The sequence below is a fragment of the Zhengella sp. genome, assembly GCF_041397485.1.
In the GTDB taxonomy this organism is placed as follows: domain Bacteria; phylum Pseudomonadota; class Alphaproteobacteria; order Rhizobiales; family Rhizobiaceae; genus Zhengella.
This window is the reverse complement of the sequence record NZ_JAWKWO010000002.1, coordinates 165860-184576: the sequence shown is the minus strand read 5'-3', so window position 1 is coordinate 184576 and position 18717 is coordinate 165860. Positions and strand designations below refer to the sequence as shown.

General features: G+C 65.2%; 23 protein-coding genes and 1 pseudogene. 14 read left to right on the top strand and 10 right to left on the bottom strand.

Features of this window, described 5'->3' with window-relative positions; translation table 11 throughout:
* Window positions 1-8: 8 nt before the first annotated feature.
* Both R3D65_RS06880 and R3D65_RS06875 read left to right on the top strand, forming a co-directional pair.
* Complete coding sequence (locus R3D65_RS06880; protein ID WP_371274479.1) at window positions 9-1124, top strand: branched-chain amino acid ABC transporter permease; 1116 nt, start codon at window positions 9-11, stop codon at window positions 1122-1124.
* Window positions 1124-1972: an alpha/beta fold hydrolase gene (locus R3D65_RS06875; protein ID WP_371274478.1), complete on the top strand. Its 849-nt coding sequence runs from the start codon at window positions 1124-1126 to the stop codon at window positions 1970-1972. Before R3D65_RS06880 ends, R3D65_RS06875 begins: the two co-directional genes overlap by 1 nt.
* Window positions 1973-1976: 4 nt before the next feature.
* Here the strand turns inward: R3D65_RS06875 and R3D65_RS06870 are convergent, their stop codons facing one another.
* On the bottom strand, window positions 1977-2531 hold the full coding sequence (locus tag R3D65_RS06870; protein ID WP_371274477.1) for a histidine phosphatase family protein: 555 nt from the start codon (window positions 2529-2531) through the stop codon (window positions 1977-1979).
* A gap of 40 nt (window positions 2532-2571) precedes the next feature.
* Window positions 2572-3024, bottom strand: coding sequence for a host attachment family protein (locus R3D65_RS06865; protein WP_371274476.1), 453 nt, complete (start codon window positions 3022-3024; stop codon window positions 2572-2574).
* Window positions 3025-3256: 232 nt separating this feature from the next.
* Between R3D65_RS06865 and cobA the strand changes: the two are divergent.
* The 5 genes and pseudogenes from cobA to R3D65_RS06840 form a co-directional block, all read left to right on the top strand.
* Window positions 3257-4057, top strand: a pseudogene (gene cobA / locus R3D65_RS06860) (uroporphyrinogen-III C-methyltransferase); the annotation flags it as partial.
* A complete protein-coding gene (locus R3D65_RS06855; protein ID WP_371274475.1) occupies window positions 4054-4359 on the top strand; it encodes a DUF2849 domain-containing protein in 306 nt (101 codons plus the stop codon). The pseudogene cobA and the gene R3D65_RS06855, both read left to right, overlap by 4 nt.
* A 34-nt stretch (window positions 4360-4393) precedes the next feature.
* Window positions 4394-6058 carry a nitrite/sulfite reductase gene (locus R3D65_RS06850; protein WP_371274474.1) on the top strand — a complete coding sequence of 555 codons (1665 nt, stop codon included), beginning with the start codon at window positions 4394-4396 and terminating at the stop codon, window positions 6056-6058.
* Entirely contained in the window at window positions 6033-6785 is a 753-nt protein-coding gene (locus R3D65_RS06845; protein WP_371274473.1) for a phosphoadenylyl-sulfate reductase, read from the top strand. The genes R3D65_RS06850 and R3D65_RS06845 overlap by 26 nt, the downstream gene beginning before the upstream one ends.
* 8 nt (window positions 6786-6793) lie before the next feature.
* Complete coding sequence (locus tag R3D65_RS06840) at window positions 6794-7330, top strand: DUF934 domain-containing protein (RefSeq protein WP_371274472.1); 537 nt, start codon at window positions 6794-6796, stop codon at window positions 7328-7330.
* Window positions 7331-7360: 30 nt separating this feature from the next.
* Here the strand turns inward: R3D65_RS06840 and R3D65_RS06835 are convergent, their stop codons facing one another.
* The 3 genes from R3D65_RS06835 to R3D65_RS06825 all read right to left on the bottom strand — a co-directional run bounded on the left by R3D65_RS06835 (window position 7361) and on the right by R3D65_RS06825 (window position 9652).
* Window positions 7361-7789 (bottom strand): peptidylprolyl isomerase, encoded by a 429-nt coding sequence (locus tag R3D65_RS06835; RefSeq protein ID WP_371274471.1) that lies wholly within the window; start codon window positions 7787-7789, stop codon window positions 7361-7363.
* A gap of 167 nt (window positions 7790-7956) precedes the next feature.
* Complete coding sequence (locus R3D65_RS06830) at window positions 7957-8847, bottom strand: DMT family transporter (RefSeq protein ID WP_371274470.1); 891 nt, start codon at window positions 8845-8847, stop codon at window positions 7957-7959.
* 7 nt (window positions 8848-8854) lie between these two features.
* Complete coding sequence (locus tag R3D65_RS06825; protein WP_371274469.1) at window positions 8855-9652, bottom strand: crotonase/enoyl-CoA hydratase family protein; 798 nt, start codon at window positions 9650-9652, stop codon at window positions 8855-8857.
* 195 nt (window positions 9653-9847) lie between these two features.
* Between R3D65_RS06825 and R3D65_RS06820 the strand changes: the two genes are divergently transcribed.
* Window positions 9848-10525, top strand: a complete 678-nt coding sequence (locus tag R3D65_RS06820) for a trimeric intracellular cation channel family protein (protein WP_371274468.1) — start codon at window positions 9848-9850, stop codon at window positions 10523-10525.
* Between the two features lie 20 nt (window positions 10526-10545).
* Here R3D65_RS06820 and R3D65_RS06815 read toward each other — a convergent pair whose 3' ends face one another.
* The gene (locus tag R3D65_RS06815) at window positions 10546-11538 is read right to left on the bottom strand and encodes an adenosine kinase (RefSeq protein ID WP_371274467.1); all 993 of its coding nucleotides are present in this window, start codon (window positions 11536-11538) and stop codon (window positions 10546-10548) included.
* A gap of 145 nt (window positions 11539-11683) precedes the next feature.
* On the opposite strand from R3D65_RS06815, the gene R3D65_RS06810 reads away from it, so the two are divergent.
* The gene (locus tag R3D65_RS06810) at window positions 11684-12418 is read left to right on the top strand and encodes a sulfate transporter family protein (protein WP_371274466.1); all 735 of its coding nucleotides are present in this window, start codon (window positions 11684-11686) and stop codon (window positions 12416-12418) included.
* Window positions 12419-12431: 13 nt separating this feature from the next.
* Here the strand turns inward: R3D65_RS06810 and nth are convergent, their stop codons facing one another.
* Window positions 12432-13187, bottom strand: coding sequence for an endonuclease III (gene nth / locus R3D65_RS06805; RefSeq protein WP_371274465.1), 756 nt, complete (start codon window positions 13185-13187; stop codon window positions 12432-12434).
* Window positions 13188-13209: 22 nt separating this feature from the next.
* Between nth and R3D65_RS06800 the strand changes: the two genes are divergently transcribed.
* The 3 genes from R3D65_RS06800 to R3D65_RS06790 all read left to right on the top strand — a co-directional run bounded on the left by R3D65_RS06800 (window position 13210) and on the right by R3D65_RS06790 (window position 15646).
* Window positions 13210-13701 (top strand): DUF2244 domain-containing protein, encoded by a 492-nt coding sequence (locus tag R3D65_RS06800; RefSeq protein WP_371274464.1) that lies wholly within the window; start codon window positions 13210-13212, stop codon window positions 13699-13701.
* A gap of 76 nt (window positions 13702-13777) precedes the next feature.
* Window positions 13778-14650 carry a methylated-DNA--[protein]-cysteine S-methyltransferase gene (locus R3D65_RS06795; RefSeq protein ID WP_371274463.1) on the top strand — a complete coding sequence of 291 codons (873 nt, stop codon included), beginning with the start codon at window positions 13778-13780 and terminating at the stop codon, window positions 14648-14650.
* A gap of 99 nt (window positions 14651-14749) precedes the next feature.
* Complete coding sequence (locus R3D65_RS06790) at window positions 14750-15646, top strand: ribokinase (protein ID WP_371274462.1); 897 nt, start codon at window positions 14750-14752, stop codon at window positions 15644-15646.
* A gap of 3 nt (window positions 15647-15649) precedes the next feature.
* Here R3D65_RS06790 and R3D65_RS06785 read toward each other — a convergent pair whose 3' ends face one another.
* Entirely contained in the window at window positions 15650-16591 is a 942-nt protein-coding gene (locus R3D65_RS06785; protein WP_371274461.1) for a nucleoside hydrolase, read from the bottom strand.
* 108 nt (window positions 16592-16699) lie between these two features.
* Here R3D65_RS06785 and R3D65_RS06780 point away from each other — a divergent pair, with 108 nt between their 5' ends.
* Both R3D65_RS06780 and R3D65_RS06775 read left to right on the top strand, forming a co-directional pair.
* On the top strand, window positions 16700-17125 hold the full coding sequence (locus R3D65_RS06780) for an Hsp20 family protein (protein ID WP_371274460.1): 426 nt from the start codon (window positions 16700-16702) through the stop codon (window positions 17123-17125).
* Between the two features lie 112 nt (window positions 17126-17237).
* Entirely contained in the window at window positions 17238-17495 is a 258-nt protein-coding gene (locus R3D65_RS06775) for a DUF1150 family protein (protein ID WP_371274459.1), read from the top strand.
* An 85-nt stretch (window positions 17496-17580) separates the two neighbouring features.
* Here R3D65_RS06775 and ptsN read toward each other — a convergent pair whose 3' ends face one another.
* Both ptsN and hpf read right to left on the bottom strand, forming a co-directional pair.
* Entirely contained in the window at window positions 17581-18045 is a 465-nt protein-coding gene (ptsN, locus tag R3D65_RS06770; protein ID WP_371274458.1) for a PTS IIA-like nitrogen regulatory protein PtsN, read from the bottom strand.
* A 65-nt stretch (window positions 18046-18110) separates the two neighbouring features.
* A complete protein-coding gene (gene hpf / locus R3D65_RS06765) occupies window positions 18111-18692 on the bottom strand; it encodes a ribosome hibernation-promoting factor, HPF/YfiA family (protein WP_371274457.1) in 582 nt (193 codons plus the stop codon).
* Between the last annotated feature and the right edge of the window lie 25 nt (window positions 18693-18717).

Sequence of the window (18717 nt, the reverse complement as noted above, 5' to 3'; positions counted from 1 at the left end):
AGGACGCAATGACAACCGCCACCGCCGCCACCCTTTCCGCCTCCGCCGCATCCCATGCCCGCGCCGTGCGCAATGGCCGCATCATCGTCTGGTCCGCGGCGGCCCTGATCGCCTTCTGCCTCGCCTTCGCGCCCTTCCTGTTTCCGGATGTGCGGGCACAGCAGGTGGCGGCGCGCATCTGCGTCTTCATCGTTCTGGCCGCCAGCTACGACCTGCTGATCGGCTATACCGGCATCGTCTCCTTCGCCCACACCATGTTCTTCGGCCTTGGCGCCTATGGCGCGGCCATGGCGCTGAAATCCATGGGTGCGGGCTTCGACGCCATTTTCCTGGGCGGTGCGGCGGGCGTGGCGCTGGCCGCGCTGCTGGCCGTGGCCATCGGCGTGCTCAGCCTGCGCGTCAAGGCCATCTTCTTCGCCATGGTCACGCTGGCCGCAGCGTCGGTGATGATGGTGCTCGCCTCGCAACTGTCCGATTTCACCGGCGGCGAGGACGGCATCGTCTATTCCGCCCCGAAGATCTTCTCGCCCGCCACCAGGCTGCTCACCGACGACAACGGCAAGGTGCTCAAAATCGCGGGCGTCTCCATGAACGGCAAGATCGCCGCCTACTACTTCGTTTTCCTCACCTGCCTCGTGCTGTTCTACGCGCTTGTGCGCATCGTGCGTTCGCCACTCGGCACCGTTCTGGAGGCAATCCGCGAGAACGAATTGCGCGCCGAGGCCATCGGCTACCGGGTCGTGGCCTATCGCACGGCGGTCTTCGTCATCGCGGCCGTGATCGCGGCGCTGGCCGGCGTGGTCTGGGCGGTCTGGCTGAAATATACGGGGCCGGAATCCACCCTTTCCTTCGCCATCATGATCGACATCCTGCTCATGGTCGTCATCGGCGGCATGGGCACCATGGTCGGCGCGGTCATCGGCGTGGTCATCATGACGCTGGCGCAGTTCTATCTCAAGGATGTCATGGCAAGCGCCGCGGAAGCGACCGCCAGCCTGCCGCTCGTCCCCCATCTCGTCGATCCGGACCGCTGGCTGCTCTGGCTCGGCATCCTGTTCATCCTGCTCGTCTATTTCTTCCCCGCCGGAATCGCTGGCACGCTCATGAAGAAGGGAGGCCACTGATGCCGGTTTCACCCGTTCCCCGCTCGTCCTATATCCGTTGCGGCGCGCATGAACTCCATGTCACCGAATGGGGCGACCCGGCCAGTCCGCCGCTGGTCATGTGGCATGGCCTGGCGCGGACCGGCCGCGATTTCGATGAAGCCGCCGCCGCCCTCTCGGACCGCTATTTCGTCGTCTGCCCCGACACATTGGGACGCGGCCTGTCATCATGGGCGCATGACGAGGCGGTCGACTATTCCTATGCCGCCTTCGGCGACCATGCCGTCGCCATCCTGGACAATTACGGCATCGGCGAAACCCGCTGGGTCGGCACCTCGATGGGTGGCCTGATCGGCGTGACGCTGGCGGGCGGCCGCCTCAAGGGGCGGATCACGCATCTCGTTATCAACGATATCGGACCGGCCATACCGGAGGCCGCCTCGGGGCGCATTGCCGCCTATGTCGGCGCGCCGCCGGTCTTCGACACGGTGGCCGAACTGGAGGACTGGCTGCGCACCAACTACGCGCCGTTCGGGGAGAACACCGCCGCCTTCTGGCGCCGCATGGCCGACACATCCAGCCGCCGCACCGATTCCGGCAAGGTGACCGTGCATTACGATCCGCACATCGTCACGCAATTCACCCTGCACAAGGGCGACCTGGATTGCTGGCCCTCCTATGACGCGGTGTCCGCCAGGACGCTGTTGCTGCGGGGCGAAACGTCCGATGTCCTGCCGCGCGCGGTCGCCGAAGAGATGACGCGGCGCGGTCCGCAGCCGGAACTGGTGGAATTCAACAATGTCGGCCATGCGCCGACACTGGCCAGCGACAGCGAGATTTCCCTGCTGCGCGAATTCCTCGCCGATTGACCGCTCAGGGCGGCGGGATCTTGCCCACCACCTCCAGTGCATCATCGCCATCGGGCCTGGCCACCACGATCTCGCCGGAGCGCGGAATGACACCGGTCAGTGCGGTGATGTTGACCTGATGCGTCACCAGCATGGCCGGCTTGTCCAGCGCCATGGCCTTGACGGCCTCGATGGTTTCCCGTGTTTGCTGCTCGGCCCGCTTCGGTTCGGAGAAGAAGGAATTGAGCGAGGGCATGTCCTCGACCGGGCCGAGATCGAGCAATTGCGCCGTCTCGCGCGTCCGGCACCATTGCGACGTGCCGACGCGTGAAAATTCCACGCCCGCTTCACGCAAGCGCCGCCCTGTTTCGCGGGCCTGCGCGCGGCCTTCGTCGGAAAGGTTGCGCTGGGTGGAACAATCGCCAATGACAAGGCCGAACGGATCGCCGGTTCCCGGCGCCGTGGCATGACGCATCAGCGCCACCACCCCGCCCTGCCTGAGAATCGAGAGGTCTGCCGCCGCAGCCGGCATCACGCCGGCGGCCAGCAGCATGGCAAGCACTGTCAACAGTCGAAACATGACTTCTTTCCGCATTCCATCCCTGTTTGCCCCGGTCGGGTCAGTCCTGATGGTGAAAGTGCTTTTCGATCGCGTCAACCGGGTGATTGGTCAGGTCCTTGTCGATCTCGCCGGCAAGCCGGTCGCGCACCTCCTTGTGATATTCCTTGCGCATTTCCCCAAGGATCATCGGTGCCGCTATGACGAACAACCGCGTGTAGTCGCCGCGATGCGCCATCTTGTAGAGCCGGTCGGCAATGTCCTTGGCAAAGCGCTCCTTCTCCAGCCGGTGCCAGTCGGTGTCCTCGACCGCGCTGCGGTGCTGCGGGCCGGCATCGTGCAGGCGTCCGGGGCGGTTCGCGCCCTGTTCACGGGTCGGCGGGTTCTCCTGGGTTACCTCGCGCTTCACCTTGAGAAACGGAAATGCCTCATCCCCGTCATTGACGAGAAACAGGGCCTTTTCGCCATCGGCCACGACCACCAGGTCGCCATGCCCGATCTTGGGTGCAGTCATGTCTTCCTCCTGTAGCGTTCATTAATTTCAGCGGTTGCTGATTTATGCATGGCACCTGCGGCTTAGCCAGCGGTTCCGGAATGATTTTCTGTCGCACCCTGCCGCCGCGCAAAAGCGATTTGCGCGGTCTGTGCGCCGCGATGGCGCTGTTCCTTCATCTGCGCGGTCCTTTCCCCGACAATCGGGATCATTGAAAAGGATGATATCCATGACTGCCAACACAATTGCACCATCGCAGGTTCCCGAAACCGGCCATGTGGCGCTTGTCGGCGCAGGTCCGGGCGCTGCCGACCTGCTGACCCTGCGTGCCATGCGCCTGATCGCGGCCGCCGATATCGTCGTTCACGATGCGCTCGTTCCCTCAGAGGTGCTCGAACTGGTGCCACACGGCATTGCGCGCATCGCCGCCGGCAAGCGCAAGGGCTGCCACTCGAAATCGCAGGATGAGATCAACGCGCTTCTTGTCAGCCTTGCCCGTGCCGGCAAGCGGATCGTGCGCCTGAAATGCGGCGATCCGCTGATCTTCGGCCGGGCCGGTGAGGAACTTTCGGCACTGCGTGCGGCGGGCATCGCGCATGACGTCGTGCCCGGCGTCACCGCAGCCTTCGCCGCCGCGGCCGATTTCGCTTTGCCGCTCACGTTGCGCGGCGTGGCCTCCTCGCTGGTCTTCACCACCGGCCATGACCTCAAGGGCGAGGCCCTGCCCGACTGGGCGCGTCTGGCCGTCGCCGGTTCCACGGTCGCCGTCTACATGGGCCGCACGATCGCCGCCAGCGTGGCCACCAGGCTGATGCAGGCCGGTCTGCCGGCGGAAACGCCCGTTGCCGTGGTCGAAAACGCCAGCCATGCCAACGCCCGGCTTTTCCATGGCACGCTCGCCGACCTCCCGGCGCTGGAAAGGCGCACCGAACTGACCGGTCCGGTCATGACCATCATCGGCGAGGCGGTCGCCGGCGCGGATTTCTGCCGCTCACAGCCGCTCGCCAAGCACGCCCGAAATGCAATTGCCCTTTCAGAGGAAGTGTCCGCATGAAGATCCTGACCGCCAACCGCCTCTCCGACGGAATTGCCGTCTGGCTGCGGGCAGACCATTCCTGGTCGGCCGACATCGCCGACGCGGAACTCGCCCGGGACAGCCTTTGCGAAGAGAAACTGACGCGCGCAGCACATGCCGCCTTTCTCAAGAACGAGGTCGTGGACGTGAACCTGATCGATGTCGACCTCACCGATGGCTGCATCGTGCCGCGGCGCCTGCGCGAGCGTATCCGTGCTGCCGGCCCCACCATTGCCGTGAAGGCCGACACACCCCAATCGCCCACCCGCCGCGCGGCCTGACAGGCTGCCGGAAACAGGAACGGGACTTCGAGCCATGTATCGCTATGACGAGTTCGACCACGCCTTCGTGAAGGCGCGTGTCGCCGAATTCACCGATCAGGTGCGCCGCCGCCTTGATGGCGCCATCACCGAGGACCAGTTCAAGCCGCTCCGGCTGATGAACGGCGTCTACCTGCAACTGCACGCCTACATGCTGCGCGTCGCCATTCCCTATGGCACACTGTCATCGCGCCAGATGCGCAAGCTGGCCCATATCGCGCGCACCTATGATCGCGGCTTCGGCCATTTCACCACGCGCCAGAACATCCAGTTCAACTGGCCGGCACTGGCCGACACGCCGAAGATCCTGGAAGAGCTTGCCGAGGTGGAGATGCACGCCATCCAGACCTCGGGCAATTGCATTCGCAATGTCACCGCCGACCATTTCGCCGGCGCTGCCGCCGACGAGGTGGCCGACCCGCGCCCCCATGCCGAGATCCTCCGGCAATGGTCGACGGTTCACCCGGAATTTTCCTATCTGCCGCGCAAGTTCAAGATCGCTGTGACCGGCGCCGACGCCGACCGCGCGGCCATCCAGACCCACGACATCGGCCTGCACCTGAAGCGGGACGCGGAAGGCGGCCTGGGCTTTACCGTCTGGGTGGGTGGCGGCCAGGGGCGCACGCCCATGCTGGCGAAGAAGATCCGTGATTTCCTGCCCGAGGCGCATCTCCTGTCCTATGTCACCGCGATCCTGCGCGTCTACAACCTGCATGGCCGGCGCGACAACAAGTACAAGGCGCGCATCAAGATCCTCGTTCACGAGACCGGAACGGAAGCGTTCGCCGCCCAGGTGGAAGCCGAATGGGCAGCGCTGAAGGATGGCGACCTGACCTTGCCGCAGAGCGATATCGACGCCATCGCCGCCTATTTCGCGCCGCCCCCGCTGGCCGATCGCGCGGAAGGCGTGGTGGCCGAGATCGCCGCCAGGCAGGCCGACCCCGGCTTCGCCGCCTGGCTGCGCCGCAACGTGACGCCGCACCGCCATCCCGATCATGCCGTCGTGACGATTTCGCTGAAGGGCATTGGCGAGGTGCCGGGCGATGCGTCGGCCTCGCAGATGGACGCGGTCGCCGATATCGCGGAAGCCTACGCCTTCGGCGAAATTCGTGTCAGCCACGAGCAGAACCTCGTTCTGCCCCATGTGGCGCGCGCCGACCTCAAGGCGGTCTATGACCGGCTGGTGGAGGCGGAACTGGCCACGGCCAATGCCGGCCTCGTCACCGACATCATCGCCTGCCCCGGGCTCGATTACTGCGCGCTCGCCAATGCCCGTTCCATTCCGGTGGCGCAGGAAATCTCCACGCGCCTGGCCGCGCGGCAGGAGGAGATCGGCGATCTGAAGATCAAGATCTCCGGCTGCATCAACGCCTGCGGTCATCATCATGTCGGCCATATCGGCATCCTGGGCGTCGAGAAGAAGGGCGCGGAGCTTTACCAGGTCACGCTTGGCGGCTCCGGCGCCGAGGACGCCTCCATCGGCGAGATCATCGGCCGCGGCTTCGAGCCGGACCGGATCACGGGCGCCATCGAAACCATCATCGACACCTACCTGTCCCTGCGCGCCGGAAAGGAAGAGACCTTCCTCGCGGTCTACCGGCGCGTCGGACCGGCACCCTTCAAGGAGGCGCTCTATGCTGACGAAGCAAAGGCAGCCTGACGCCCATGCAGATGTGGCGGCTCGCGCCGCCGACTACGAGGCGCGCTACGCGGACTTGCCGCCGGCGCTGATTGTCGAGATCGCGGCCCGCACCCTGTTTCCGGACACGGTGACCGCGGTTTCGTCCTTCGGCGCGGATTCCGCGGTGCTGCTGCACATGATCGCAAAGGCGAAGCCGGACCTGCCCGTCGCCTTTCTCGACACCGGACATCACTTCGGCGAGACCATCGGCTACCGCGATGACCTCGCGGCCGATCTCGGACTGACCAACCTGCAGGTCATCCACCCCAATGCCAGCCAGCTTGCGCTGCGCGACCCGGCAAATGACCTGCATGGACGCGATACCGAGGCCTGCTGCGCGATCCGCAAGGTGGAACCAATGGCCCGCGCGGTGGCGCCCTACGAGGCCTGGTTCACCGGGCGCAAGCGCTTCCAGGCGCAGACGCGGGCCGCGCTTGCGGTGTTCGAGGCCGTCGGCGGGCGCATCCGCATCAATCCGCTCGCGCATATGGATGCCGATGCGATCCGCGCCTATGCCGAGCGCCACCGCCTGCGGGAGAATCCGCTCGTCGCCTTCGGATACCTGTCCATTGGTTGCTTTCCCTGCACAAGGCCCGTCCAGCCGGGCGAGGAGGCGCGCGCCGGGCGGTGGGCCGGCCAGTCGAAGACCGAGTGCGGCATTCACCTCGACGGGCTTGAACAATCCCTTTCGTCGTCCAAGTTGTGAGCGAGACCATGCCTGATACCAATGACAATGGCGGTCCGCGCCTGTGGACCCGGACAAGCGGTTTTGCCGAGGATGCCTGGATGCGCGCCGACGGCGTGGAGGATCGCACGGACAACGCGCGCCTGATCCTGCCGCTCGCAGCCTTTCTTGCGCTCGACGGCAGAGCGCGCGGCAGGCGCGCCGGCTGCCTGGCCGTGGAGCTTCAGCCGGGCGAGCACCTGGAGCCGCTGCTGCCGCATCTGGATGGGTTGGAGCTCATCGTGCTGGCCTTCCCGGCCTTCAATGACGGGCGCTCCTATTCGAAGGCAGCGCTGCTGCGCTCGCGGCACGGGTTTTCCGGCGCGCTGCGAGCGTCGGGCGATGTGCTGCCGGACCAGTTGGCCCACATGCTGCGCACGGGATTTGATGAACTGGAAGTCTCGCACCCCGTGGCGATTGCCCGCCTGGAAACGGGCAATGCGGATGCTTTCGCCGCCCATTACCAACCGGCGGCGCGCGCTGCGCGCCCGGCCGGCGGTTTCTCGTGGCGGCGGATCGCAGGCTGAGCCTGCGATCGGGAAAGCTGACGAACCGGCCTAGCCGATCTCGACCATCTCCACGGCGAAGGTCAGGTCATGGCCGGCCAGCGGATGGTTGGCATCGACCGTGATGGTATCTTCGGCGACCTCGATGACAATGAGCTGAACCGGCACGCCATTCGGCGTCTGGGCCTGGAGCTGCATGCCGACCTGCGGTTCGAGATCCGGCGGCAGGGCATTGCGAGGCACCTGCTGCACCTGCTGCGGGTCCCGCTGACCATAGGCGTCGGCGGCGGCAACCGTCACCGTCTTCTGGTCGCCCACAGCCATGCCGGCGATTTCCTTTTCCAGTCCCGGAATGATCTGCCCGGCGCCAAGCTGGAAGCTCAGCGGATCGCGGCCGTCGGAACTGTCGAATTTCGTGCCGTCGGAAAGCGTGCCGGTATAGTGGATCTTGACGGTATCGCCGTTCTTCGCCGTGGTCACGTGGGTGTCTCCTTCGTGGTCTGGCAAAACTGAAAGCCAGAACACAGGGGAACGACCAGTCAGCATTGCGCGGGTTTGGGTCAACGCCGCTTGGCGCAAGGTGTTCGTCCGAATCTTGCATGACGAGCCCGGCGATGCAACCGCACCACCCCGGCGCAAGGGCGTTTTCAGCCGTTTGGCGCCGGTTTCTTCAGGTTCAGCAGGTTGCCGGTCAGAATCAGCGCCGCCCCTGCCACGGTCCAGACATCGATCAGTTCGGCATAGACCAGCCAGCCGACCAGCGCGGTGAGGGGAACGCGCAGGAAATCCATCGGCACCACCACGGTGGCGTCGGCATGGGTCATCGCCTTTGCCATGCAGAAATGGGAAAACGTGCCGCAGAAGGCGACCAGCACGATCCATGGCCAGAGATCGGCCGGCACCGGCTGCCAGACGAGGAAGGATGGAACGAGGCCGATGGCGGCCTGGATGATGAGCATCCAGAAGATGATGGCCACCGGGCTGTCGGTGCGCGTCAGCGACTTGACCAGCACCACCGAGATGGCGAAGCCGACCGCGGCGGACAATGAAACGAACTGGCCGAGGCTGACATCGCCCGTGACGGGGCGTACGATCATGACCACGCCGACAAGCCCCAGCGCGATGGCGGCGGCCTTGAAGCGGTTCATGCTTTCGCCGAGGAAGAAATAGGCCAGGACCGCGGTCCAGATCGGCATGGTGAATTCGATGGAGATGACCTGCGCCAGCGGGATCAGCGTGACCGCCAGCAACCAGGCATATTGCGCGGCATAGTGGACCATGTTGCGCGACAGGTGGCGCAGGGGCCTTGAGGAACGCATGGCGCGCCAGCCGCCGGCCTTCATCACCAGCGGCTGCAGCAGCGCAAAGCCGATGAAGGCGCGCAGTTCCATGACCTGGAAGACGTCCAGCCGGCTTGCCGTCTCGCGTCCGGCGACGGCCATGGTCAGCATCAGCGCCAGCCAGCCGCCCATCCACAGCGCGGCCCGGAACACGGAGGCCTGCGGCGGCGATGGCTGGGTGGCGATGCGCATCGTCATGGCTGGCTCACTGCGGCTTGACGCGCGGGCCGGTCTTGTTGGCGAAGGCTTCCAGCCGTTCCTTCGACGCCGGCTGCGTGTTGACGATGCCGGCGACCACCGATTCGGCATAGGAGGCGTCGAGCGGCGACATGTTCTGCATGTGCGAGATGGCAGAGCAGATGGCGAAATTGGACAGGGGCGGATTTTCCGCAGCCCGCCGCGCGATCTCGAAGGCGCGCGCCTCGCTGTCCTCGACCAGATACTGCGCCAGGCCGACGTCCACCGCTTCCCGGTCCTTGTAGATTCGTCCGGTCAGCATCATGTCGATCATCCGGGCCTTGCCGACGAGGCCGGCGACGCGAATCGTCGCGCCCCCGCCCGTGAACAGGCCACGCTGGCCCTCCGGCAGTGCAAAATAGGTGGACGGATCCGCCACGCGGATATGCGCGGAGGAGGCCAGTTCCAGCCCGCCGCCCACAACCGCGCCCTTCAGCGCCGCAATGACCGGGATGCCGGAATACTCGATCTTGTTGAAGGCCTCATGCCAGCGCAGGCACACATGCATGAAGTCGGCGGCCGTGCGGTCCTGCCGGTGATGCTCGACCAGGTCGAGGCCGGCGGAGAAATGGTCGCCGGAGGCGCACAACACCACGGCACGCACACCCTCGCGCGGCAAGGCATTGAAGATGGAGACGAACTGCTCGATGGTCGAGAGGTCCAGCGCATTGCGCTTGTCCGGCCGGTTCAGCCGCACCGTGGCAATACCGGCGTCGTCCACATCGACCGTGATCGTTTCCAGCGTCAGATCGGCAAGCCGCTGCATTCCATGTCCTCCCGCAAATATCAGCCGGACATGGCTATGCCGGAAGAATGCGTGGCGCAAGTCCCGGTGCATGCACAAGCGCCGTGCGCGATTTGGGGTCTATCGCTGCACCAAGGCGGCGGACAAAGGCGAAGCCCGCCGTCTAGGCCGCTTTTTTCGTTGAGCGGGCGCCATGCCCATGGCAAGCCTTGCAGCATGAACGCCCTGACCCTTCTCGATCTCGCCGGCGTGGCGGTGTTTGCAGCCACGGGCGCGCTGGCGGCCTCGCGCCGGCAACTCGACATGATCGGCTTCCTGTTCTTCGCCGTCGTCACCGGCATCGGCGGCGGCACGCTGCGCGACCTGATCCTCGGCCAGGCACCGGTCTTCTGGGTGCGCGATCCGTCCTACATCCTCACATGCGCGGCCATCGCGGTCGTCGTCTATTTCACCGCCCATCTGGTGGAAAGCCGGTATCGCTGGCTGCTGTGGCTGGATGCCGTGGGCCTTGCCGCCTACGGCGTGATGGGCGCGGCCAAGGGCCTGGCGGCGACCGGATCGGCAACCATTGCCATCGTCACCGGCATGCTGACCGCCACGTTCGGCGGTGTGGCGCGCGACACTTTGGCCGGCGAACCGTCGGTTCTGATGCGCCCGGAAATCTATGTGACTGCCGCCATGGCGGGCGCGGCCGTCTTCACGGCGCTCGGCCTTTCCGGAGCGCCGGTCTGGCTGTCGGCAGGCTGCGGCTTCACCACTGCGCTGGCGGTGCGCGGCGGCGCGCTCATCTTCGGCTGGCGCATTCCCGGCTACCGCCCAAGGCCGGGCCGCTCGGAAGCGGAGTTGAAGCGCGAAGGCGTGTTGCGGGACGACAGCGGAAGCGACGAGCGCTGAACCGGCAACCGGCCACCCTTTCAGATCAACCCGTGCTGATGCGCCTTTTCCCGCAGGTTCACCTGCGGACGCGGCCCGATCTGCTGGATGACGATGCCTGCGGCCAGCGACCCCAGTTCGCCGCAAATGGAAAGCGGCAGGCCCGCCGTGTAGCCATGGAGAAAACCGGCGGCGTAGAGATCGCCTGCGCCGGTGGTATCGGTGACCTCGTCCACGCGAAGCGGCTCGACGGTCACGGTTTCTTCACCCTTGAGGATCAGCGAGCCCTTTTCCGAGCGCGTCACCGCAGCCAGGCGGCAATCGGCGCGCAGGGCGGCCACCGCGGTGTCGAAATCGGCCGTCTGGTAGAGCGACTTCACCTCATGCTCATTGGCAAAGACGATATCGACCGTGCCCGAGCGCATCAGATCCAGGAATTCCTCGCGGTAGCGGTCGACACAGAAGGGGTCCGACAGGGTCATGGACACTTCGCGGCCGGCGGAATGGGCCAGGGCCGCCGTTTGGCGAATCGCCTCCTTTGCGCGCGGGGGATCCCACAGGTAGCCTTCGAAATAGGTGACCTTCGCGCCCTTTGCCTTGTCTTCCTCCACGTCTTCCGGCCCCAGTTCCACACAGGCGCCGAGATAGGTGTTCATCGAGCGCTCGCCATCGGGCGTCACGAAGATCATCGAGCGGGCCGTGGGCGGGTTGCCGGTCAGGGGGCGGGTGTCGAAGGCGACGCCCTGGGCACGGATGTCATGGGCGAAGATACGGCCGAGGCTGTCATTGGAGACCTTGCCGAAATAGGCGGCGCTGCCGCCCAGCGACGCGATGCCTGCCGCCGTGTTGCCGGCACTGCCGCCCGACATTTCGACCGCCGGCCCCATGGCGGCATAAAGCGCCTCGGCGCGCTCCGCGTCGATCAGGTTCATGGCGCCCTTGTGGATGCCGTTGGCGACCAGGAAATCGTCCTCGCAGCGCGCAATGATGTCGACAATCGCATTGCCGATGCACAGAACGTCAAACTGGCTCATGGAACACCTTCCCCCTTTCGGCCGCTGGCAGCCGTGCCTTTGTCGGGAACTGTCTAGCGCATGGATGCTGCATTGCAAGAGAAACCGGACTTGCAGCACCCGCGGGCAATGCCCATGTGACACTCTGTCCGACATGGAGACGATGATGATACTCGACGCCGCCCGGCTCGCTGCCAGCCGCCTGTTCACACCGGAGTTCCGCTCGGTGCTGTTCAAGTCGATCGGGCTGACCGTGCTGCTGCTGATCGCCACCTGGTTCGGACTGAAAGGGGTTTTCGAATGGCTGGCCCTGCCCTGGCTCGACACGCTGATGCCGGGCCTGCCGTCCTGGGCAGGCTGGATCGGTTTCGTGGCGGCGCTGTTTGCCGGACTCGGACTGGCGCTGGGACTGGCGCTGCTGATCGCCCCGGTGACCGCCATCATCGCCGGCATTTTCCTGGACGATGTCGCCGAGGTGGTGGAGCGCGAGGACTATCCCGCCGACAGGCCCGGCGAGGCGGTGCCGGTGGTCCGCGGCATCATCCTGTCGGCCAAGTTCCTTGGCGTCGTCATCGCGGGCAATATCGTGGCGCTGCTGCTGCTGCTGGTGCCAGGCGTCAACGTGATCGCCTTTTTCCTCGTCAATGGCTATCTGCTCGGACGGGAATTCTTCGAATTCGCCGCCATGCGCTTCCGCCCGGAAGCCGAGGCAAAACTGTTCCGGCGCAAGCATTCCACGACCGTGTTCATGGCCGGTCTGGTCATCGCCGCATTCCTGGCCGTGCCGGTGCTCAACCTGATGACGCCGCTGTTTGCCGCCGCCATGATGGTACACCTGCACAAGCTGCTCTCACGCGCCGATCCGCAATTCGCCAGCCGCGAAGCAACGCGGGCGGCCTGAGCGACCACCCGGTTCATCCGATCTGCTGGGCCGGCAGTTGCACGAGCGCGGCGGGCACATCGCAGGTCTTTTCGGGCGACTTGCAAAGGTCGGCGATGACGCAGCGCTCGCATTCGGGCTTGCGCGCCTTGCAGACATAGCGGCCGTGCAGGATCAGCCAGTGATGAGCGTGGAAGAGATAGTCCTTAGGGATCACCCGCATCAGGTGCTCCTCCACCGCATCGGGCGTCTTGCCGGGCGCCAGGCCGATACGGTTGGCGATGCGGAAGATATGCGTGTCCACCGCGATGGTGGGAATGCCGAAGGCCATGGACATGACCACATTGGCCGTCTTGCGGCCGACGCCGGGCAGCGTGACCAGCGCCTCGCGGGTTTGCGGCACTTCTCCGCCGAAATCGTCGACCAGCTTGCGCGACAGGGCGATCACGTTCTTCGCCTTGTTGCGCCACAGTCCGATGGTGCGAATGTACTCGCCCACCCTTTCCTCACCCAGCGCCAGCATCTTTTGCGGGGTGTCGGCCACCCTGAACAGGTCTTTCGTGGCCTTGTTGACACCGACATCGGTGGCCTGTGCGGACAGCGCGACGGCGACCACCAGGGTGAACGGGTTCACATGGGCCAGTTCGCCTTTCGGCTCCGGCCGCTGGATGGAAAAGCGGCGGAAGATCTCGCGCACTTCATCTTTCGTGTAACGGCTGCGCCTGCGCACCGGCTTTCCTTTCCCGGCAGGCGAAACGGATGCGACTTTTTTGATCTTTGGCTTGTCCATTTTTCCCCTATAATATGGAGCCATGAACCACGCTACCGCCGTTGACAGCGAAGAGCCGGTTTTCGATGCACTCCTGACGCCCCACCGCTCGATGGGACGTACGGGGTTCTACATCGTCATGGCCATCTTCGGGATAACATGGTTTTCCACCGGGCTCCTGTTCTGGTCGATCGGGGCATGGCCGGTGCTTGGCTTTTTCGGACTCGACCTGTTCCTGCTGTGGCTGGCCTTCCGGTTGAACTACCGCGATGCGCGGGCACGCGAGGAAGTGCGCGTCTGGCGCCATGCCATGCTGATTCGCAAGATCGCGCCCTCCGGCAAGATCGCCGAGCACCGCTTCAACCCGTTCTGGGCAAAGTTCCATGTCAGCCGTCACGAGGAAATCGGCGTGACGGGCATGGCCGTGACCGAACGCGGGCTTTCAGTGCCGGTCGGCGCGTTCCTCAACCCGGACGACCGCGAGAGCTTCTCGCAGGCCTTCGCCGGCGCGCTGGCGACGGTGAAGCGCGGCTGACACGTCCGGCATCAGCAAGAATCGGGTGGCGCGCGGCCATTCCATTGGCCATTGTCACGGTCATGGAGGAACGCACATGACCGTTCAGACAGCCATCCTGACCCGGGACATCACGCCACAGGGCACGGAATACGAGACCGTGCGCCGGGTGATCGAGACGCTTTCACTGGACTATCGCGACCAGCCTTCGCTGGAGGCGCTGGCGGCGCAGGTGGGCGAGACGCCGACCGGCCTGCAGAAGCTGTTCACCCGCTGGGCAGGGCTGTCACCGAAAGCCTTCCTGCAGGCGGTCACGCTGGACCATGCGCGCCGCCTGCTGGACGAGGGCGCTCCGCTGCTCGATGCCGCGCTGGAACTGGGACTGTCCGGGCCGGGCCGCCTGCACGACCTTTTCGTTTCCCATGAAGCGCTGACGCCGGGCGATTACAAGGCGCGCGGGGCGGGGCTGACCATCCGCCACGGCTTCCACCCCTCGCCTTTCGGGCCGGCGCTGATCATGGCGACGGAACGGGGGCTGTGCGGGCTGGCCTTCGCCGATCCGGGCGGCGAGGCGGCGGCCTTTGAAGACATGGCGCGCCGCTGGCCGAATGCGCGGTTCATCGAAGACGCGGCGGCGATCGCCCCCTATGCGGCCCGCATCTTCGATCCCGCGCGCTGGCGGGCGGAGGAACCCCTGCGCGTGGTGATGATCGGGACCGACTTCCAGGTTCGGGTGTGGGAAGCGCTGCTGCGCATTCCGATGAACCGGGCGGCCTCCTATTCCGACATCGCGGCAGCCATCGGCAAACCGAAGGCCAGCCGGGCGGTGGGCGCGGCGGTCGGGGCCAACCCGGTTTCCTTCGTCATTCCCTGCCACCGGGCGCTCGGCAAGGCCGGGCAACTGACCGGCTATCACTGGGGGCTGACGCGCAAGCGCGCCATGCTCGGCTGGGAGGCGGGACAGGCCTGATTCGGGGGCCGAAAGTTCACCGGCGCGAAGGCGTATCGCATTGTGATCGACCTCCCGGCACGATAGCTTCTCCCGTCACTTCCTTTACCGGGGCTTTCCATGATCACCGTCATCGGTTCCATCAATCTCGACCTGATCGCCAGCGTGGAGCGCCTGCCCGGGCGCGGCGAAACCGTTCCGGGCGACGGCTTTTCCACCGCGCCGGGCGGCAAGGGCGCAAACCAGGCGCTGGCGGCGGCGCGCGCCGGCGCGCCGACACGCATGATCGGAGCTGTCGGCAACGATGCCTTTGCCGGCGAGGCGCTTGCGCTTCTCGACAATGGCGGCGTGGACCTTTCCGGCGTGACACGGGCGGACGGCCCGACCGGCACGGCGCTCATTCTCGTGGGTCACGACGGCGAGAACATGATCGCGGTGGTTCCGGGCGCGAACGGCACCGTCACCCCGGCCATGGCGCAGGCGGCCGCCGCAGGCGGCGGCCATGTGCTGTTGCAGCACGAAATCCCGCTGGAAGCGGTGGAGGCGGCGCTGGACTCGGTGCGCGCGGCCCGTGGAGTCAGCGTCCTCAACACCGCGCCCTACCAGGCGGCGGCGGCCAGGTTGCTGACAAAGGCAGACTATGTGATCGCGAACGAGACGGAATTCGACCTCTACGCCAGGGCGCTCGGCCTAGCCGGTCAATCGCGTGAAGCGAAAATGGCGAATTTCGTCCATGTCACCGGACGCACGATCATCGTCACCATGGGCAGCGCCGGTGCGCTGGCCATGACGCCGGAGGGCAGCATCGCCGTTCCCTCGCTTGCCGTCACGCCTGTCGACACGGTGGGTGCGGGCGATACGTTCTGCGGCTATTTCGCGGCTGCTCTCGACCGCGGGCTGATTCTCGAAGACGCATTGCGCCTGGCGGCGGCGGCGGGATCGCTCGCCTGCCTCAAGCCCGGCGCCCAGCCCTCGATTCCGCTGACCGGCGACGTGGAAGCGGCACTGAAGGCGTAAAGCTCAGAGCCGGGCCAGCCGTTCCGTCAGCAATGCGAAAAAGCCGTCGGCATCGATGTCGCGCATCACGTGGGCGTTTTTCGGCCGGTCGGTAACACCCCACCAGTCGACCACAGTGGCGCCCATGGTCAGGTCAGACATGGTCTCCACACTCACGTTGCAATGCCGGCCGGAAAACAGGTCCGGCCGCAGGAGCCATGCGATCACGCAGGGGTCGTGCAGCGGTCCGCCATCGGTGCCGTATTTCGCCTCGTCAAAGCGCTCGAAAAAGTCCAGCAACGCCGCCGTCGCCTCGCCCACCGGGGTGTTCAGAGCGCGAATGGCCTCGACGCGGGCACGTGTCGTCAATGCCTTGTGCGTCACGTCCAGCGGCATCATGACGATGTCGATGCCGGAATGGAACACGACATCGGCGGCGTGGGGATCAACATAGATGTTGAATTCGGCCGAAGGCGTGACATTGCCCTGCTCGAAATAGCCGCCGCCCATCATCACGATCTGCCGGATGCGCGGGGCGATACGCGGCTCGCGGTTGAGCGCCAGCGCCACGTTCGTCAGCGGCCCGAGCGTGCAAAGCGTCACGGTGTCCGGGTCTTCACGCATGACCGTGTCGATGATGAAATCCACCGCATGGCCCGGCTGCAACGCCATTTGCGGATCGGGCAGATCCGGTCCGTCGAGGCCGGTCTTGCCATGCACTTCCTCAGCCGTGACCAGGTGGCGCAGAAGCGGGCGCACGGCGCCCTTGTAGACCTTCGTCTCCGGCTTGCCGGCCAGTTCGCAGATCTTGCGGGCGTTGCGCTCGGTCAGGTGGAGCGGCACGTTGCCGGCCACCGCGCAAATGCCCAGAACCTCCAGTTCGGGGCTGGCCAGCGCCAGAAGGATTGCAACGGCATCATCCTGGCCCGGGTCGGTGTCGATGATGATCTTGCGCGTTTCGGCCACGATTGGTCCCTCTCTTGAATCGGTTCGTTTTCGCGACCATATCAGGTTCACGCGATACGGCGCCAGACGGGCCGGATCGGGAAAGGTCGCTCTCGGAGGACTTGGACAATGACGCGCATGACGCCCTTTTCGAGCCCGCTCATGCTTGGCTTCGACGCGATGGAAAAGACCATCGAACGCATCGCCAAGAATGGAGACGGTTATCCCCCCTACAATATCGAACGCATTCGCAGCGGTGACGAAAAGAGCATAAGACTGCGCATCACCCTGGCCGTGGCGGGTTTCCGCGAAAGCGATCTCGACGTGTCAACCGAGGAAAACCAGCTCATCATCCGCGGCCGCCAGCAGGACGACGAGGACCGCGAATACCTGCATCGCGGGATCGCGGCGCGGCAGTTCCAGCGGGCCTTCATGCTCGCGGACGGAATGCGGGTGCTGGGGGCGGAACTGAAGAACGGCTTGCTCTCCATCGATCTCGACCGTCCGGAACCGGAGCGGCTGGTTCGCAAGATCGACATCGCCATCCGGGAGTGAACGGCTGCCAGCAGGCGGCTTTTCGGAACCAACCGGTTTCACGACTTGTTAACAGCTCTATGAGGGGATTGTCCCGTGGAGGAAATCCCTTCGTGCCGAAGGAGGCTGACCCATGACCGAAGACCATGTCACATCGATCCTGACCGCCAGTGAACTGGCCCATCTGGGCGAGGGCAAGGTCGGCTACGTGCGCAAGATGACAAGCGACGACCTGCTGGCAGCCTATCCGGGTATCGCCGACATTGCGCCCGGTCTCGAAATCTGGACCCTGTTTGCCGCCGACGGCAACCCGATCCTGCTGGCCAGCGCGCGCGAAGCCGCAGTCGCCGGCGCGTGGGAAAACGACCTCCAGGCGGTCAGCATCCACTGAACCGTTCACGGCGCCGGTTTAGCTGAAGAAAAGGGCGGCGAAACCGCCGCCCGGAAGCCGTTCTCACAAACGTATCATGCACACGTCACGCGGCGTTCGATGCAGGCGTACCCGACAGCAGCGCATGGATGGCCTCGACATCCGCCGCGCCCCGGATCTTGGCAACCGTTTCAGGGTCGCGCATCACACGCGCGATGCGTGACAGCGCCTTGAGATGGTCCGCACCGGCGCCTTCGGGCGCCAGAAGAAGGAACACCAGATCCACCGGCTGATCGTCTATCGCCTCGAAATCGACCGGGTTTTCGAGCCGGGCGAAGAGCCCGGTGATCTTGCCGATCGAGCGCAGCTTGCCATGGGGAATGGCAAGCCCGTTTCCCGCCCCCGTGGAGCCAAGCCGCTCGCGCTGGAGGATCGTGTCGAAGATCTCCCGTTCGGGAATCCCCGTCAGTCCCGCCGCCTTTTCGGCCAGCAATTGCAGGAGCTGCTTCTTGGAATTGGCTTTCACCGCCGGAAAAATGGCGTTGATGCTCACGAGATCGCCGAGAGCCATGATCAGCCTTTCTGCCGGTTGACGGCCTGAATTACGTTCAACGCAACCGGTAGCGTGGAGGTTTCCTATTCCGCCGCGGCCGATCCCGCGGAGGGATCGATCCAGCCGATGTTTCCATCGGCACGGCGATAGACGACGTTTACCTGATCATTGCCGGAATTGCGGAACACGAAGACCGGACTGTCCTTCATGTCCAGTTCGAGGACGGCAGAAGCAACCGTCATCTGCCTGAGGGACAGGGTCGATTCCGCAACCACGGTCGGGGCGAAATCCTCCGGCACTTCCTCATCCTCGTCGGCCACCGGCGCCATCACGCGATAGGCGACATCGAGCCCCGGCTCGCTGTCGCGGTGATGATGGCTCTTCAGGCGTCTCTTGTAGCGCCGCAGGCGCTTCTCCAGCTTTTCGGCGGCTTCATCGAAAGCGGCCTGCGGATCCATGGCGCGGCCCGACGATTGGAGCACCAGCCCGGTATCGATATGGAGCGTGCAGTCGGCGTCAAAGCGGGATGCGTTCTTCTCGACCGTCACCTTGCCGGAGAATCCCCCGTCAAAATACTTGTCTACAGCCTCGCCGATGCGATCCTCGATCCGCGTCCTGAACGCGTCGCCGATCTCCATCTGCTTTCCCGAAATGCGCAAACTCATGTGGAAAGTCCTCTCATCCGAAACA